This is a genomic window from Micromonospora sp. WMMD729, assembly GCF_049315225.1.
In the GTDB taxonomy this organism is placed as follows: Bacteria; Actinomycetota; Actinomycetes; order Mycobacteriales; family Micromonosporaceae; genus Micromonospora.
The window spans coordinates 4,071,896-4,088,807 of sequence record NZ_CP186059.1 but is presented as its reverse complement, the minus strand read 5'-3'; the positions used below and the strand labels follow the sequence as shown (position 1 = coordinate 4,088,807).

Here is a 16,912-nt window from a genome sequence, read left to right as displayed (position 1 = left end):
CCTGCCACTGTCGAGTCCTGTCCGACCGGCGCGCCCGCGCCGGACCCACGGCACCGACAAGGAGCGATCGTGATGCTGTCGACACACCGTCTGGTGGCCGCCGCGGCAGTGGTGTCCCTGGCCGCCTGCGGCCCCGCCGACGCCGCCGGGCAGCCGGCACCCGACGGTACGACGACGGCCACCGCGTCGACCGCCGCCGCCGCGTACCCCGATTTGCGGCGGCTGGAGGAGCGGTTCGACGTGCGGCTGGGGGTCTACGCGATCGACACCGGCTCCGGTCGCACGGTGCGGTACCGGGCCGGCGAGCGGTTCGCGTACGCCTCGACGTTCAAGGCGTTGGCGGCTGCCGAGGTCCTGGACGAGAGCACCGACGCCGAGTTGGACCGGGTGGTCCGGTACTCGGCGGATGACCTGGTGACCTACTCGCCGATCACGGAGCAGCACGTCGCCGAGGGCATGACGCTGCGCGCCATCGCCGACGCGGCTGTCCGGTACAGCGACAACACCGCCGGCAACCTGCTGTTGCGTCAGCTCGGCGGGCCGCAGAAGTTCGAGAAGGAGTTGCGCGGGGTGGGGGACAAGGTCACCGATCCGGCGCGTTACGAGACCGGGCTCAACGAGGCGAGGCCGGGTGATCGGCGGGACACCAGCACCGCGGCGGCCCTGGCCGAGGATCTGCGGGCGTACGCCGTGGGAGACGCCCTCGAACCGGCGGACCGCGACGTGCTCAACGGTTGGTTGAAGGGCAACACCACCGGCGGCGCGCTGATCCGCGCGGGGGTGCCCGAGGGCTGGGTCGTGGGGGACAAGACCGGTGCCGGCGGCTACGGCACCCGCAACGACATCGCGGTGATCTGGCCTCCGAACCGCGCGCCGATCGTCCTCGCGGTGCTGTCCAGCCGCGACCGGAAGGACGCCGACTACGACGACGCCCTGATCGCCCAGGCGGCCCAGGTCGCCATCAGCGCGTTGTGACGGCGCGTCGGCCCGCTCCCGCGGCGTGCTGACGTCAACCGGCGATGCAGGGCAAGCGCGCATCGACTTCCGACCCGCACCGGCGGATCGCGCCGGGTGAGGCAGTCGGGACCCGTACCCCGGAATGTCACGGTGAGCTGGTGACACGGTGGCACTGCACGTCGGACCTGGCCCGCGCTGGAATGGGGTCTCCAGCGTCTTCGAAAGGAATTTCCCGATGAGCGCGCCACGATCCGACGGACCCTGGGTAGGGGCGGAACGCCCAGGCCCCTCTGCTGCGGAGGGCGACCGTCTCCTGACGTCGATGCGGTCCGGGCCGGCCGTCGACAGCTCCCGGCCCTTCGGCGCGCACCTGCGCATGAGCTGGTGGAAGCCGCTCGTGGTGATCCTGGTGCCGCCGTTGGTGATGCTTGTTCTCCAGGTGGTGCTCTACCAGGCCGTGGGTGTCATCGAGGGCAGCGACGACCCGATGTCGCCGACGCTCACGCCGTTGAAGTTGCTGGCCATCAACATCAGCATCGGCGCGGCGGGTGTCCTGGCGATCCTGCTGTTGGTGTGGATCGCCAGGGTGCCGTGGCGGAGCCTGATCAGCTTCCCCCGCGCCTTCGACGCCCGCCGCCTGGCGTACTACCTGGTCGGGGCGGCGCTGCTGGTGGGTGCGGGGATCGGTGTCGTGGCGGTGGTCGCGCCCGACTCCCCGGGCTGGACCACCTTCGGTGTCACCGGCACGACGATCGGCGTGCTGGTGGTCACCATACTGAGTACGCCGCTGCAGTCCGCCGGCGAGGAGCTGATGTTCCGAAGCGCCGTGCTGCCCGCCGCCGCGTCCTGGGTGCGCGCGGTCCGACCCGCCCTGGCCGTCGGGCTCGTCGTCTCCGGCCTGGGCTTCGCCGTGGTCCATGGATCGACCGACCCCTGGCTGTTCGGTTACTACACGTTCATTGGCATCAGCACCGGCGTGATGGCCATCATCAGCCGTGGCATCGAGGCGCCGGTTGCCTTCCACGTCGCCAACAACGTCCTGTTCGGGATCGTCAACACGGTCCTGGCGGACGGCGCGCCCTACGCGATCGACCGGTCCACCGACTCCGGTGACGCGACGCTGCTGATCCTCGGCGCCGTCAACATCGCCATGGTGGTGCTGGTCTGGCTGCGCGAGCGGCGAGCCGGGACCACCCACCGGCCCCAACCCCACCAGGGCAGGGTGCCAGCCCGCCAAAGCGCGGATCACGCCGAGGACGGCAGGGCGTCGAGGCGGGCGCGGACCGACTCGCCCATTGGATGGTCGAGGTCGGTGAGAACGCTCAGGGCCTGCTGCCACACGATCCGCGCGGCGCCCGCGTCCCCCGCTCTGAGGTGGGTGTCGCCGAGGTGAGAGAGGGTGTCCGCCTCGTGGGCGCGGTAGCCGAGTTCTCGGAACAGTCCGAGGGCCTGCCGGTAGCAGTCGACGGCCCGATCGTACTGGCCGAGGTGGTGTCGGGCGTGGCCGAGGCTGTCCCAGGTGGCGGCCGTACCGCCGCGGTCGCCCACCCGGCGCAGGAGGCTGAGCGCGTGCTCGCAGTATTCGACGGCGGTGGCGTGGTCGCCGAGCAGCGTGTGGCACCAACCGACGGCGTTGAGCGCGAACGCCTCGCCGCGTTCGTGTCCGGCCGCGCGGTAGAGCAGGACGGCCCGGCGGGCGTGCTCCAGGGCGCTGGGCAAGTCCTTCCGGTGCTCGTGCAGGTAGGCGAAGAGGCGGTGGATGAACGCCTGCCCGGCCGTGTCGTCGCTGCCCACATAGAGGTCGAGGGCTCGGTGCAGGTGCTCCTGCGCGTCGTCGAGCCGCTGCAACCGCAGGTCGGTGTGGGCGAGGCTGAGGTGGGCGCCGGCACGCGCGGCCGGAATGCCGAGCCGGTCCGCGCACTCCAGCGCAATCCGCCAGGCGACGGCGCGGTCGTACCAGTACCCGCGTCGTTCGAGGTACGTGTCGAGGGCCCAGGCGAGCTGCCAGGCCGCCCGGTCGAGGCCGGACGCGGCGGCCAGGCGCAGCGTGGCGAGCAGGGCGGCGCGCTCGGCGTGGAACCAGGCCGTCGCCTGGCGCGGGTCCGCCAGGTGCTCCGCAGTGTCGGTGGCTGGCGGTGGGTCGAGCGCCAGCGGAATGGGATCCCGCTGGGCGTGCACGAGCCGGTTCGCGGCGTGTGCGGCGTGCGTGTAGTGGCCGACCAGGCGCGACCGCGCGGCCCGCCCGTCGTCGGGGGCAACCTCCTCGGCGGCGTACGCGCGCAGGAGGTCGTGCAGGGCGTACCGGCCGGGTGCCGGCTCGGCGACCAGGTTGGCGCGGACCAGTTCGGCCAGCAGGCGGCGGGTGGGGGCCAGCGGTTGCCCGGCGAGGCTCGCCACGGCGTACACGCCGACGTCCGGGCCCGGGTGCAGGCTCACCAGGTGGAACAGCCGCCGCGCGGCGGCGCTCAGCGCGGCCTCGGACCAGGAGAAGACGGCGCGTACCCGGGTGGTCGGATCGCCGGCGTCGAGGGCGTCGAGGCGGCCGTGCACGTCGTCGAGCTCGGCGGCGATCGCAGTCAGCGGGAACGCGGTCTGCTGCGCGCGGGCGCAGACGATGGCGAGGGCGAGCGGCAGCCGCGCGCAGGCGGCGATGATCTGCTGCACGGCGGCCGGCTCGGCGGTCACCCGGTCGACACCCAGGCGGCGGGCCAGCAGGAGCCGGGCCTCGTCGGGGTCGAGGACGTCGACGGCGAGCGCGTGGGCGCCGTGCACGGTCACCAGCGGAGCGAGCCGGTCGCGGCTGGTGACCACGGCGGCCGACGTGGGCGTGCCGGGCAGCAGGAGCCGGACCTGGTCGGCGTCGCGGGCATTGTCGAGCACGACGAGGATCCGCTTGCCGGCCAGCAGGCTGCGGTAGCGCGCCGCCTGCACGTCGGGGTCGGCGGGGATCCGCTCGGGCGGTAGGCCGAGGGATTCGAGCAGGCCGCGCAGCGCGGCGGCCGGCCGGACCGGCACCCCGCCGGGGTCGAAGCCGCGCAGGTCGGCGTAGAGCTGGCCGTCAGGGAACCGGTGGGCCACCTGGTGCGCCCAGTGCACGGCCAGGGTGGTCTTGCCGACCCCGGCGGTGCCGGAGATCACCGCGAGCACGCCGCCCGTCGCCACCCCGGTGGGCTCGGCCAGCAGCTTGTCGAGGCCGGTCAGGGCGTCGGTGCGCCCCACGAAGCCGCGGACGTCCGTGGGCAGCTCCGCCGGCACCGGCGCCGGCGTACCGGCGGCCGGCGCTGCCCGGGGTGGCGGGGAGGAACCCTGCAACAGCGCCTGGTGGAGCGTCTGGAGGTTCGGTTCCGGGTCGACGCCGAGCGCTTCGGCCAACCGCGTCCGCAGTGCCGCGTACTCCCGCAACGCGTCGGCGGTGCGCCCGAGCGCGTGTTGGGCCCGCATCAGCGCGGCGGTGAGCGACTCCACGAGCGGGTGTTCCGCCGCCAGCTCGGCCAGCAGCCCGATGGTGACGGCCGGGTTGTGCGCACCCAGCTCGGCATCCGCCCACGCCACCACGGCGTCCAGGTGCTCGCGGATCCAGCTCTCCCGCATCCGGGCGGCCCAGTCCCCGGCGATGCCGGCCAGCGGTACACCCTGCCGGAGCCCGATCGCCGCGCGCAGGGTGGCCAGCCGTTCCCGGTCGTCACCGGTGTCCCCGGCGCGCAGCAGCAATCGACGGAACCGGTGCAGGTCCACCAGTTCCTCGTCGATCTCCAGCACGTACCCGCCGGAGCGGTGCACCAGCGGCGGCGGGTCGGCGTCACCGGCCGCCTCGCGCAACACCTGCCGGATCCGGGTGACGTGCGCCCGCAGGCTGCCCCGTGCGTCGGCGGGGGCCTGCTCGCCCCACACCCGGTCGACCAGCGCGGCCTGTTCGACGACCCGGCCCGCGTCGACCAGCAACGCCGCCAACACCGCCCGCTGTCGCGGCGGCCCCGGGTCGACCGGTCGTGCGCCGGCGAGAACCTGCACCGGGCCGAGCAGTCGGTATCCGACCGGTTCGGCCCGTCCGTTCACCACGAGACCCGCACAGCATCAGCCACCTTCGGCGTCGCAACGATTCCACAACGGAACGGCCCATCGTCGGTTGTCATTCTCTTCGTGCCCGACCGAAACGGCACACGGGGGTCCGGAGGTATTCGGTCGAGCCGAGAGGGAAGGAGGCAGCCATGAAGATCGTCGTTCGCACCGTGGAGTCGGTGAAGACCACGCAGTACCCCGATTCCTGATCGAGCCTGGCGGGCGGCCGTCGTTCCCCGGCGGCCGCCCACCCCGGTGAAACCCCCCTCGGACCCGGAGGTTTGTCATGCGCGTCGGCCTCAAACCCTGCCAGTGGGAGCGCGTCGGCGACGGTCTCGTCGTCGTCTGCGACCCGAGTCGCTCGGTGCAGCTCGACGACCCGGACGGCCAGGTGGAACGCCTGCTCTCCGTGCTGTCCGACCAGCCGGGAACGGTCGCCGAGCTACGTGCCGCCCTGGCCGCCGACGGTGTCGAGGTCAGCACCGACGACCTCAGCGGCGCGCTGGACGCGCTCGACGGCCTCCGGTTGCTGCGGGATCTCGACCGGCACGTCGACCGAGCCGGGGCCGGACGGGATTTCAGCAACCTCGCATTCTTCGAGCTGCACGCGACCCTGGACGCCAGCGAGGCCGACCTGCAACGGCGGGTACGCGACGCCCATGTCCTGCAACTGGGCACGGGCGGGCTCGGCTCCAACGTCCTGCAGAACCTGGCCGGCCTCGGCGTCGGCAGGCTCACCCTGGTGGACGCCGACGAGGTGGAGCCGCGCAACCTCGCCCGGCAGTTCCTGTACCGGGAGGCCGACCTCGGTGTCACCAAGGTCGACCGCGCCGCCGACTGGGTGCGCGCCTTTCACTCCGGCATCACCGTCGAGGCGGTACGCCGCTGGATCGGCGGCCCCGACGACATCGCGGACCTGCTGCCCGGCGTCGACCTGGTGGTGTCCGGCGTCGACCAGGGCGAACGGATCGACAACTGGGTCAACGAGGCGTGCCTGCGCGCCGGGGTGCCCTGGATCCGGGGCGGCATGGTCGGCTCCCAGCTCATCTACTTCTCCGTCGACCCGGGCCGCAGTGCCTGCTACGAATGCCGGGTCCGCGCCTACGGCGACGGCCAGGGCATCGAGGCGTCGGTGCTGGAGCCGGCCGCCATGACCGCGCAGCGGCTCAGCGCCCGCATCTCCCGCGTCAACCGGGCCAACGGGCCGTCGGCCGCGCTGGTCGGGTCCCTCGTGGCGTTCGAGGCGCTGCGCTACCTGACCGGCTACGAACCGCCGTACGCGGCGGGCGCCGAGGTGTTGGTGGACCTCTCCGCGGGCTGCCGGCCGAATCGCGAGCCGTGGCCACGCGACCCGGACTGCGCCATGTGCGCGGTGGCCGGCGCCCGCACCGCCGCCACCGCGTCATGACCGACGCGACGAGCACGGTACGGCTGCGCCCGCTGACGCTCGTCGAGGAGGGCACGGACGTCCTCGTCGGCGACCCGGAACGGGGCACCTACGTCGCGATGCCCGCAGTGGGTGGCGTCGTCATCCGGGCTCTGTTGGACGGCGCCACGCTCGCCGAGGCCGCCGAGCGGGGCGAGGCGCTCGCGGGCGAGCCGGTGGACCTGGACGACTTCGTCGCCGTCCTGACCGAGCTGGGGTTCGTGGACACCGACGAGGCGCCCACGCCGGTGCCGACGGCCGCCGTGCAGCAACGCTCCTGGACCGCCGGCCCCCCGGTGGCACTGGTCCGGCCGCTGTTCTCCCGGGCGGCCTGGGTGGTCTACGCCGCCGCCGCGATCGGGGTGGTGGCGTGCCTCCTGGTACGCCCGGACCTCTGGCCCCGACCGACCGATCTCCTGCTGACCGGTGACGTCGGCACCAGCCTGCTGATCATGCTGCCGGTCACGTACGCCCTGGTGGCCGTGCACGAGGCGTGGCACTGGCTGGCCGCGCGCGCACTGGACCTGCGGACCCGCTTCGGCATCGACCGACGGCTGTTCTTCCTGGTCTTCGAGACCGACCTGTCGCAACTGTGGAGCGTGCCGCGCCGCCAACGCTACGGCCCACAGCTCGCCGGGTTGGCCGTCGACATGGTGCTGCTCGCGGCGCTGCTGGCCGGACAGCTCGTTCTCGGGCCGGTACGCCCACTCCCGGCGCTGGTCTTCGTCCTGGTGGCCAGCACGCTCTGGCAGTGCATGATCTTCCTGCGCACCGACCTGTACGCCGTCCTGGTCACCGCGATCGGCTGCCGTGACCTGTGGCGGGTCAAGTCCCTGCTGCTGCGGCGGGCCTTCGGCCGGCTCGACGAGCGGCACCGCGCCGAGCTGGACCGGGCCGACCCGCACGACGTGCGGGTGGGCACCTGGTTCCGCTGGCTCTGGCTCGCCGGGTGCCTGCTCGCCGCCGGCTACTTCGTACTGTTCTATCTGCCGCTGCTCCGTTACGTCGGCGGGTGGGCGGCCGACGGGTTCGCCGCCGGGGCGGGCAGCGCGCGGCTGTGGTGGGGCTTGGCGACGGCCCTGCTGGTCTACGCGCCGATCCTGGCGACGCTGGTGCTGGCCGTCAAGGCGGTGCGCACCCGAGCGGGACGGTGAGCCCGCTGCCGCACGCGTCGCGGAGGCATCCGCCCAAGCCCGAGCCCGCCCGGGGGCGGTTCACGGCGTCGCCATCTCGACCGTCCCACCAGGTCGGGCTAGTCAGGAAGTCCGCGCCCTGCTGAGGGTGGCCTTGGCTGTGGCCAGCCAGTAGGGCGAATGGACGTCGGTCCAGATGGCCACCGCCGCCTCGGCACGGCGTCGGGCGAGGTCCGGTCTTCCGGCAGACAACTGGGCTTCGGCCAGGCAGTGCAACGCGGCCGCCTCGCCCCAGCGGTTCGCCGCGGCACGGTAGACCCAGAGAGATTCGGCGAGTACGCGCCGGCCCTCGACCGCCTTGCCCTGTTTGACGAGGACGTCACCGAGCCAGCAGCGGGCGTGCGTCGCGCTCAACTGGTCGCCCAGCGACAGGCTGATCCGCTCGGCGGTGCGGTAGTGCCGTTCGGCGGCGGGGTAGTCGCCGCGCAGCCGGCTGACCTGCCCGAGGCAGCGCCACGCCTGCGCCTGCCCCGGCAGGTAGCCGATGGCCACGCTGCGCCGCAGGCTCTCGTCGAACACCGTCACCGCCTCGTCGCGGCGTCCCTGCTCCATCAGCGTGACACCGAGGCCGGTCGTCGCGTAGATCAGGCAGTTGTCGTTGCCGGCTGCCTCCGCGAGGTGGATGGCCCTGACGAAATGTTCCTCCGCCTCGGCATACCTGCTCTGCAGGCGGTAGAGGTAGGCCAATCCGGCTGAGGTGCTGGCGATGCGTGCCTTGTCGGAGGGATCAAGCATCTCGATCGCCGCGCGGTAATGGCGCTCCGCTGCCGGGTAGTCGTCCACGATCGTCGACAGCTCACCCAGGTTGCGCCGCAGGCTGGCCCCGACCGGGCCGTCAGCCACCGATCCCGTCGCGCGGCTGTGCAGGTGCAGCCAGTCGTCGAAGTAGCCCGACAGCTGCATGAATGGCGCGAGAGCCACGATCAGACCAGCCGCGGGCAGCGGCACGGACGGCAGCATGTCTTCGGCGAGCGTCTTGAGGAAGCCGTACTCGTCCCGGAACCAGGCGAGCGGGTCGTCCAGCACCGCGTCACGTGTCTGGTCGCTGAATGACCAGGGCGGGGCCGCGAACGGCACCTCGTCGAAGTCCGTGTTGATCCGGATGCCGGCGACGCTCGCCAGGCCCAACGCCCCGCCGAGCATCCGCAGTCTGGCCCGCTCCGTCTGCACCGGCGTGAGGATCTGCGTCGTCTTGTCCCGTGCGAACGCGGCGACCAGGTCGTGCATCCGGTAGCGCGGTGCCGCGTTGTCGGTGTAGCGCACGAACAGCAGATGCAACTCCGCCAGGTCGTCGAGGAGCTTCGTCGCGTCGGCCGGCGAGGTGTCCATCAACGCCGCGAGTGCCCACGGGGCGACGTCCACCGTGTCGAGCTGCGCCAGATAGGACAGTGCCTCCTGCTGGCTCCGGGACAGCGCCGCGTACGTCAGCTCGATGCTGGCCCGTACCGCCACGTCGCCCACCGTGAGCTCGTCAAGCTTTCGATGCTCGTCGGCGAGGGCTCTGGCCAGAGCGCCCAACGGCATGTCCGGGCGAGCGGCCAAGCGGGCCCCGGCAATCCACACGGCCAGCGGAAGCCGTTCGCAGCGGTTCACGATCTGGAAGGCGGAGGATTGATCCCGGGCGACCCGATCCTCACCGATCATGCGTTTGACCATCTCCAGCGCTTCCGGCTCGCTGAGCAGTCTCAGCGGCACCCGGAAGCCGTCCAGCCCAGGAAGGACGCTCCGGCTGGTGACGATGGTGGCGGTCTTCGGCCCCGAGGCGATGAGAGCCTGGACATCCCGGCCCGCGGCGGCGTTGTCGAGAACGACGAGCACGCTTCGCTGGGCGAGCAGGCTGCGGTAGAGGTTGATGCGCTCTTCGAGCGCGGCGGGCACGGAGTGGCTGCTGACGCCGAGGGCACGAAGGAAGACACCGAGTACGTGCCAGGAGACGCCCGACTGGGGGTGCGGGCCACGCAGGTCGGCGAACAGTTGTCCGTCCGGAAAATGCTCGACGGCCAGTTGCGCCAGCCGGACCGCGAGGGTCGTCTTACCCACACCGGCCGGGCCGGTGATCACTACCGTACGCCCGCTCTGCCCGTCGGCCCGCAGAATGTGCCCGGCCCGGGTCAGTTCCGCCTTTCGCCCCACGAACGAGGTCGGCCCACTCGGCAGCAGATACGGCGTGACCAGGTCCGTTCTGCTGGGGGTGGCACCGCCAACGGTCTCCCCCTCGACCTCCGACTGAGCCAGCTGACGACGCCGGCGTACCCATTCGGCCACCTCGTCCGGCGGCAGATCACACGCCTCCGCGATGGCGACCACGATGTCCAGGGACGGCAGTGTCGGTCGAGCGAGCGCCGAAGCCAGGGTGCTCGCGGGCAGGATCCGCCCTTTCTGCCGAGCCAGCCGGGTCAGATCCCGGAAGGAGCGCCCCGACCAGGCTTTCAGCTGGCGGAGCGCTGCCACATATTCCTCTGCGGTGGCCGCCGTGCGGGGTACCGGTGCTCGATCTGGCACGGTGAGGAGTGTAACTGGCTCGATTCAACCTCCCATCGCGTTTAACGTCTGGGTGGCTGGTCCAGGAGGCCCTCGGTCTGTGTCGTCGCCGAGGTCAGACGCCGCAGGCCAACGTGGTCGTCGACGTCTTGGACGTCCCGGTGGCCGCGTTGTAGATCGCACCCTTGAACGTGTGACTGGCCGTACCCGAGCATGGGTGACTCGTGGAGCGGCTCCGGTTGCCACTGAAGCTGGAGTAGTTGAGCAACCGCCAGCTCACGCCGTTCCAGACGTAGAGCTGCGTCTCCCAGCCGGAGGAACTGCCGCATCCGGACGTGGTGCCCGTGGTGACAGCACTTCCCGAGCTCTTGACCGGCGTCGAGATGGTCCAACTGCAGGCCGCCTGGGCGGGCAGGACGGCGGTCAGCGAGGCTGCGGCCCCCAGCACGCCAGCCCCCGCCACCACGACCCCCCGTTGCCACAAAATGCGCGTCATGGTCGATCCCCTTCGCATAGCTGCTCGGTATTCGCGGTTGGCTAGCGATTTGTTGCTACGCCACCACGGCATGCGGCGAGCCAATCATCGGTACTGAATTCGATCAAGACATCAACGTGTACGAGGCTGTTCGGATCTGTTCCGCACCGCGATCGACAGGGCAGGAACCATCGCCGACTCGATCCAGGTCAGATCAGCTGCCGGCAGGCTCAGGCGGGCCGGGCGCGGGCGTAGACGACGCCCGAGTTGGCCGCGTGGGGCAGCGCCCGCAGGTAAGGTCGTCGTCCGCGTAGGGGGCGCGCAGGGCCCGGGCGCAGAGTGGTTGCGGCTCCACGGCCGGAAGCCGCGACTCGCCGTAGCAGTACTACCTTCCGGTCCGTAGGTGGCCGGACGCGGCTGTGGGACAATGCCGCCAACTGATGAAACTGGTGAGTGGATGTCGTCGACAGCTGAATCGCAAGATCTCCTTGGGCCGCGGGCCGCTCTCGTACCACAGGGTTTTCGTGGCGTGACGAGGAACCTGGGCCTCAAGGACGTCGATGACGATTTCACGGTCATCGTGTCCGAGGTTCCCGCGACATCGGCGGCGGTGTTCACGCGCTCCCGGTTCGCCGGGCCCAGCGTCGAGATCAGTCGGCAGTCCGCGGCGGCCGGCAGTTTCCGGGGCATGGTTGTGGTCTCCCGCAACGCCAACGTCGCGACCGGGAAGGTCGGGGCCGAGAACGCCGCCGAGCTTCAGCGCAGGGTCGCCGACGTCGCCGGGATCCCCGCCGACCAGCTCTTGATCGGCTCCACCGGGGTGATCGGGCGGCCCTATCCGATGGCGCAGATCCGACGAGGGCTCGACGAGCTGTCGTGGCCGTTCCCCGACGCCGACTTCGACGCCAGTGCGCGCGCGATCATGACGACGGATACCCGCCACAAGGTGGTCCGGCTGCGCTGTGGAGACGCCGTGATCGTCGGCATCGCCAAGGGCGTCGGCATGATCGAGCCGAACATGGCGACGCTGCTGACGTTCTTCTTCACCGATGCGCGGGTCGACAGGGAGGACCTCGACGCGATCTTCCGCCGGGTGGTCGACCGCACGTTCAACGCGCTCAGCATCGACACCGACACCTCGACCAGTGACACCGCCGCGGTGTTCGCGAACGGCGTTGCCGGCCCGGTCGACCTCGGAGAGTTCGAGCGGACGCTGCACCAGGCGGCCCTGCACCTGGTCAGGGACATCGCCTCCGACGGTGAAGGCGCGAGCAAGCTCATCGAGGTCCGGGTGAGTGGTGCGCGCGACGACGCGCAGGCGAAGCTGGTCGGCAAGAGCGTCGTGAACTCGCCACTGGTCAAGACCGCCGTGCACGGCGCCGATCCGAACTGGGGCCGGGTCGCGATGGCGATCGGCAAGCTGGAGGACGAGACCGACATCGACCCGGACCGGGTGACGATCCGCTTCGGCGATCTGCTGATGTTCCCCGAGGGCTCCCTCGACGACATCCTGGACCGGGCCGCGGAGTACATGCGCGGCAAGGAAGTCGTGATCGACATCGACCTCGGGATCGCCACCGGTTCCTTCACCGTCTACGGCTGCGACCTCACCGACGGCTACATCCGCATCAACGCCGACTACACCACCTGATCAGGCCACGCATCCTGGGCGCACCGCGCGCGACCGGGATCGGCCGCAGGCGTATCAGCGGGAGTCGCTGCCCGGCGCCCAGGTCGGCGTTGACCCGGGCGAACCGGGCGCGGCCCGTCGTCGGTCAGTGCTGACGCACGTTCGACGTCCGCCACTTGCGCAGGGCGGGCTTGTCCACCTTCCCGACGGCGGTATGGGGAATGGTGGCGGCGAGCACGCTCTCCGCACGCACACCCAGGTCCTCGAGGACGGTACGGATCGCCGCGCGCACGCGTTCGTCCTCGACCCCGGGCGCGGGGGTCGCCACCACGAACGCACCCTCGGTCTCCCCGGGCAGCGGTGCCAGTACGGCGACCTCGGTGATCGGGCACGCGGCCGTCAGCGCGGCCTCGACGCCCGGACCGAACACCGGACCGGCCGAGCCGCCGAGCAGGTCGGCGACGCGGCCGAGGATCCGGTACTCACCGTCGAACTCGGCGACATCCCCGGTGTGGTACCAGCCGTCGCGGAACGTGGCGGAGGTCGCCGCCAGGTCACCGAAGTAGCCGACGCTCGTGTGCGTCGAGCGGGCCAGCACCTCACCGATCGAAGGCCACGCCTCGTCGAGGGGAGCGAGCCTGATCTCGACTCCGGTGACCGGGCTCATGCCGCGGGTGTCCTGTACGACATCGTCCATGTTCCCCAGCACGATGCCGAACTCGGTCGAGCCGTAGATGCGTCGGATGTGGATACCGAGGACCTCGGCCGCGTCGGCGACGACCTGGCCGCTCAGGTACGCCCCGCCGCAGAGCGGCATCCGCAGCGCGGACAGGTCGACAGACCGGCCACGTGCCGCCTGCGTCAGCAACTCGTAGTGCCTCGGCAGCGCGCTGCACACGGTGGCGCCGGTCTCTTCCAGCCACCGCAGCAGTTGGTCGGGTGCGGCGGACGGATCGGCCAGCACCAGGAGGGCGCCCGAGAGCAGCGCCGGGAACAGGTGGACGTCGCAGCCGTGCGCGACGTCCAGGGTGTGGCGGTTGAACAGCACGTCCTCGGCGGTCGTCCCGGTGTAGGCGATCCACTGTCGCCGGTCGTGGAGCAGGTCATCCTGGCGCCAGGTCACCAGCCGGGGCTTCCCCGTGGAGCCGGACGTCTCCAGCAGCCGGAACGCGCCCTCGTACGCCGCGAACGGCCGCGCGCCGACCAGTTCGGAGCCGGTCGCCAGCTCGGCGGTCGTCACCTGCTCGACGACGACGTCCGGCAGCGGCTCCGCGCCGACGACGAGTGTCGGTTTCGTCTGCTCGACCAGCCATGCGATGTGCTCCGGCGTCGCGGACCGGCTGATCGGCACGTGGACAGCGCCGCTGCCGGCCAGGGCGAGCACCAGTGCCACGTAGTCAATTCCGTTGTCCAGCCAGGTCGCGACCGTCTGGCCCTCGCCGATGCCCCTGGTCCGCAGCCAGCCGAGGGCGCGGTCGACCCGCAGCGCCAGCTCGCCGTAGCTCAGGCGTTCGCCGTCGGGAACCAGCACCGCCGGGGCGTCGGCCCTGCGGGCCACCACGGCACGGAACTCGTTCAGTAGCACGGTGCCTCCTCAGGCGGCCGTCGGCAGAGTGACCTGGCCGCGATAGAGCAGCCGCACCCCGTCGGACCCGATCGCGGTGCGGCCGTGCAGCGTCCGCTGGTTGTCGATCACCAGCAGGTCACCGGTCTGCCAACGGTGCTGGTAGAGGTAGCGCGGCGAATGCAGGTGCGCCGACAGCTCCGCGAAGAATGCGGCGGAGTCGTCGGCACTGACGCCGGCGACGCGCACCTGCCAGCCCTGGGGCACATCCGGCGGGAATCCGAGTGCCAGGTTCAGCGAGCGTACGCGGCCGTAGTCGCGGGTGGTCGGGATCTCGTACCAGTCGGCGGGTACCTGCGGAAAGTAGCCCCGTTCCTCGACGAGGTATTCGAGCCGGCCGTCGGCAAGAACCTTGCCGAGGTGCGCCGGCATCTCGCGCCACGCGCTGAGCTGGTCGCACACCGTGGTCTCGCCGGAACCAGGTTCGTCGGCGAAGTCCTTGGCGTACAGGACGATCAGGTCGACCTGCTCGCCCACCAACAGTCCGTCGGTGTGCAGCGGGAGGGGGCCACGGCCGGTGACGACCTTCCCCTCGTCCCTCGAGGCGTTGAGCAGCAGCAGATCGGCCTGGCCCTCGCCGAACTTGTGATCCACGGTCTGACCGAGGAGGTGGACGAGCCGCTGGAAGGCATTCTCGGTGAGGTCCAGATCGCGGGTCAGCGCGACCCCGCTGGTCAGGGCCGCCTCGCGGGTCCGCCGGGCCAGCTCTTCGAGGGCCTCCCCGGGCGGCGACGTCAACAGCGTGCCGAAACCCGAATCGGTCAGTGTGTTCTCAGCCATCATCATCTCCTCGTTCATCGGATCGTGGCGAGCGCGCGCGCGTAGACCTCGTCGGCGTTCCAGTCGTCGAGGTGTCCCTGGCCGGCCAGCGCCAGAAGGTCGGCGAAGCATGCTTGGTATACGCGGGAGGGGTCGTTCTGCCCGGAGTCGGCACTGAGCCGCCGCCGTACCCCGTCCTGCAGGTTCCCGCCGTGGTGTACGGCGATCTTGCGGCGCCACGCGATAGCGGGGGTGACGTGCGCGGCCATCGCGGTCCGCAGATGGAACTTCTCCCGCCCGTCGCGGACCTTGCAGGCGGGGGTGGTCTCCAACGCGGTACGCATCACCGGGAGCGTCCAGAACGGGTGGAACGTCTCGACGCCGTACGCCAGCGCCATCCGGTTGGCCAGCTCACCGCTGGTGCGGGTGCGCGCGACCGCCGCGATGCCCTGCTCGATCAGCTCGTCCGGGTGCTCGAACGGGGTGAAGAGCCCGGCATTGATGAGGTCGCTGCCGTACCCGGTGAGCAGCACGCGACCCGGTTCGACCACGCCGGACTGGTAGAACGCCGTGGCCGTGAGCGCGACCTCGACCACCTCCGGCGTGGTCACACCGAGCCAGCGGACGGCGGCGGGGACGGCACGGATGATGCTGTCCTCGTCGAGCAGCAGCGGATGCAACTTGAGGCCGGCGACCTCGCACAGCTCCGCGGCGTCGGAGAACTCGTCTCCCCAGGGCGTGCCGACACTGTACGGCCGCACGTCGAGGTTCCGCGCCGCGGCCAGGTAGGTCACGGTGCCCGAGTCGATCCCGCCGGAGAGCAGAGACGCGTACGTGGCGTCGGGGCGGGCGGCGGCGATGTCGGCGATCACCGTCTCCAGCTCGGCGAGTTGCGCCTGCCCGGCAGCGAGCGGATCGTCCCGGAACGGCCTGCGGAACTGCTCGAGGAAGTCCTCGGCCCGGGTGGCGGTGCTGGTCAGCCAGCCCGAAGCGGTCCGGGCACGGCGCTGCCGGACCGAGTGGTCCAACCGTCGGATCCCGTCGACAAGCGTGGCCTCCGGATCGGTGCCCACGGGACCCGGGCGCACCCGGGCGGCGAGGCCCCACGCGGGCAGGATCGCCGCGGCGAGCAGCAGGTCGGTGAAGAGGGCGAAGCCGTCGGTCGCGGGGTCCTCGGCAACGTAGATGGCGTCCTCGTTGAACACCGAGGTGAACGCGGTCACGGCGTCCTCGGCCACCTGCAGCACGGTCCGCTGCGCCGGTTGCGTGGGCAGCTCGCCGAGCGCGGGCGTCGCCGTCAGCGTACGGACGTCGATATCGAACGGCACGGTCGTGGGCAGCCCCGCCGCGAGGCCACGGTGGTAGACGAACAGATCACCGACCTCGAAGCACGCGCCCATCGACTCAAGTCCGGTCAGGCGCCGGTTGGCGACGACCACCCAGCCGCCGCTCATGCCTTGCCCACGATCCGGCGCATCTCCCGCTGCGGCCGCCCCGAGGCGAATCCTGCCCGATGTGATCTCTTGGCGTTGTCGCGCAGGACGTGCAGCCCTTGGATGTAGTCGCGGTTCATCTGCGGCTTGGTGTTGCGCACGGCCGCCGGGTTGTAGTCGGCGAAAGCCGCCGCGCGGGCCAGCGCGGTCGGCAGCACCTCGGCCCCGGACACCGTTTCGTGCAGCAGTCCGTCCCGCAGGGAGGACTCGGCGGACCATTCGTCACACGACAGGAGCATGTGCTGCATCACCGAACGCCCGACCGAGCGTTCCAGCATGAACGCGCCGAAATTGCAGGCGATGCCGACCTTGAACTCGGGCATGCGCAGGATCGACGAGTCCGCACCGACGCGGTAGTCACAGGTGAGCAGGAGTTGCAGGCCGATCCCGATGGCGTAACCCTCGACGGCGGCCACGGTGGGCTTGGTGACTTCGAGGCTGGCTACGTAGAGCTCGGTGATGTTGTCGATCCACTCGTCCACCTCGTCACCGCCCGAGAAGTGGCTGACCTCGTGAAAATCGCCGCCCACGGCGAAGGAGTTGCCCTCGCCGCCGTGCAGCACCACGGCGGCCACCGCGTCGTCGGCCTCGACCTCGCGGAGGATCTCGGTGAGCGCGCGCATCCGGCCGTTGCTCATCGCGTTCGAGTGGTGCGAGCCGTCGAACGAGATCTGTGCGACGCCGTTCTTCGTTGCCACCGTGAAGGTGTCGCGGGGTTGTGTCTGGACAGCGTTGTTCATTGAGCTGGTCCTCCATCATCTTCGGGGCGGAAGATGCCGCAGAAACGCACATCTCCCGGGTTGAGCACGATGACT

At 71.1% G+C, this 16,912-nt stretch carries 11 protein-coding genes and 1 pseudogene; 5 read left to right on the top strand and 7 right to left on the bottom strand.

Going from position 1 to position 16,912, the window contains the following annotated elements; all coding sequences use genetic code 11:
- Positions 1-72: 72 nt before the first annotated feature.
- Positions 73-975 carry a class A beta-lactamase gene (gene bla / locus ACN263_RS18605; RefSeq protein WP_422740736.1) on the top strand — a complete coding sequence of 301 codons (903 nt, stop codon included), beginning with the start codon at positions 73-75 and terminating at the stop codon, positions 973-975.
- Between the two features lie 217 nt (positions 976-1,192).
- Positions 1,193-1,987 (top strand): annotated as a pseudogene (locus tag ACN263_RS18600) (CPBP family intramembrane glutamic endopeptidase); the annotation flags it as partial.
- A gap of 215 nt (positions 1,988-2,202) precedes the next feature.
- Here ACN263_RS18600 and ACN263_RS18595 read toward each other — a convergent pair.
- Positions 2,203-5,013, bottom strand: a complete 2,811-nt coding sequence (locus tag ACN263_RS18595) for a tetratricopeptide repeat protein (RefSeq protein ID WP_422735662.1) — start codon at positions 5,011-5,013, stop codon at positions 2,203-2,205.
- A 289-nt stretch (positions 5,014-5,302) separates the two neighbouring features.
- Between ACN263_RS18595 and ACN263_RS18590 the strand changes: the two genes are divergently transcribed.
- Both ACN263_RS18590 and ACN263_RS18585 read left to right on the top strand, forming a co-directional pair.
- Complete coding sequence (locus tag ACN263_RS18590) at positions 5,303-6,424, top strand: HesA/MoeB/ThiF family protein (RefSeq protein WP_422735661.1); 1,122 nt, start codon at positions 5,303-5,305, stop codon at positions 6,422-6,424.
- On the top strand, positions 6,421-7,596 hold the full coding sequence (locus ACN263_RS18585) for a hypothetical protein (protein WP_422735660.1): 1,176 nt from the start codon (positions 6,421-6,423) through the stop codon (positions 7,594-7,596). The genes ACN263_RS18590 and ACN263_RS18585 overlap by 4 nt, the downstream gene beginning before the upstream one ends.
- A 102-nt stretch (positions 7,597-7,698) precedes the next feature.
- On the opposite strand, the gene ACN263_RS18580 is transcribed toward ACN263_RS18585, so the two are convergent.
- Together ACN263_RS18580 and ACN263_RS18575 are read right to left on the bottom strand one after the other, a co-directional pair.
- Positions 7,699-10,137, bottom strand: coding sequence for a tetratricopeptide repeat protein (locus ACN263_RS18580; RefSeq protein WP_422735659.1), 2,439 nt, complete (start codon positions 10,135-10,137; stop codon positions 7,699-7,701).
- Between the two features lie 94 nt (positions 10,138-10,231).
- A complete protein-coding gene (locus ACN263_RS18575) occupies positions 10,232-10,612 on the bottom strand; it encodes a hypothetical protein (RefSeq protein ID WP_422735658.1) in 381 nt (126 codons plus the stop codon).
- 382 nt (positions 10,613-10,994) lie between these two features.
- On the opposite strand from ACN263_RS18575, the gene argJ reads away from it, so the two are divergent.
- Positions 10,995-12,242 carry a bifunctional glutamate N-acetyltransferase/amino-acid acetyltransferase ArgJ gene (gene argJ, locus ACN263_RS18570; protein ID WP_422735657.1) on the top strand — a complete coding sequence of 416 codons (1,248 nt, stop codon included), beginning with the start codon at positions 10,995-10,997 and terminating at the stop codon, positions 12,240-12,242.
- A gap of 124 nt (positions 12,243-12,366) precedes the next feature.
- Here the strand turns inward: argJ and ACN263_RS18565 are convergent, their stop codons facing one another.
- Genes ACN263_RS18565 through ACN263_RS18550 form a run of 4 tightly spaced genes read right to left on the bottom strand, consistent with a single transcriptional unit; the run spans position 12,367 to position 16,837 of the window.
- A complete protein-coding gene (locus ACN263_RS18565) occupies positions 12,367-13,806 on the bottom strand; it encodes a class I adenylate-forming enzyme family protein (protein ID WP_422735656.1) in 1,440 nt (479 codons plus the stop codon).
- A gap of 9 nt (positions 13,807-13,815) precedes the next feature.
- Positions 13,816-14,625 carry a TauD/TfdA dioxygenase family protein gene (locus tag ACN263_RS18560; RefSeq protein WP_422735655.1) on the bottom strand — a complete coding sequence of 270 codons (810 nt, stop codon included), beginning with the start codon at positions 14,623-14,625 and terminating at the stop codon, positions 13,816-13,818.
- 14 nt (positions 14,626-14,639) lie between these two features.
- Positions 14,640-16,058, bottom strand: coding sequence for an asparagine synthase C-terminal domain-containing protein (locus ACN263_RS18555; protein ID WP_422735654.1), 1,419 nt, complete (start codon positions 16,056-16,058; stop codon positions 14,640-14,642).
- Positions 16,055-16,837, bottom strand: coding sequence for an enoyl-CoA hydratase/isomerase family protein (locus ACN263_RS18550; protein WP_422735653.1), 783 nt, complete (start codon positions 16,835-16,837; stop codon positions 16,055-16,057). Before ACN263_RS18550 ends, ACN263_RS18555 begins: the two co-directional genes overlap by 4 nt.
- Positions 16,838-16,912: the final 75 nt, after the last annotated feature.

Bases quoted from the DNA above. Each gene is read 5' to 3' on its own strand.
- bla (WP_422740736.1), top strand. From the start codon at position 73: ATGCTGTCGACACACCGTCTGGTGGCCGCCGCGGCAGTGGTGTCCCTG.
- ACN263_RS18590 (WP_422735661.1), top strand. From the start codon at position 5,303: ATGCGCGTCGGCCTCAAACCCTGCCAGTGGGAGCGCGTCGGCGACGGT.
- ACN263_RS18585 (WP_422735660.1), top strand. From the start codon at position 6,421: ATGACCGACGCGACGAGCACGGTACGGCTGCGCCCGCTGACGCTCGTC.
- ACN263_RS18575 (WP_422735658.1), bottom strand. From the start codon at position 10,612: ATGACGCGCATTTTGTGGCAACGGGGGGTCGTGGTGGCGGGGGCTGGC.
- ACN263_RS18560 (WP_422735655.1), bottom strand. From the start codon at position 14,625: ATGGCTGAGAACACACTGACCGATTCGGGTTTCGGCACGCTGTTGACG.
- ACN263_RS18555 (WP_422735654.1), bottom strand. From the start codon at position 16,058: ATGAGCGGCGGCTGGGTGGTCGTCGCCAACCGGCGCCTGACCGGACTT.
- ACN263_RS18550 (WP_422735653.1), bottom strand. From the start codon at position 16,837: ATGAACAACGCTGTCCAGACACAACCCCGCGACACCTTCACGGTGGCA.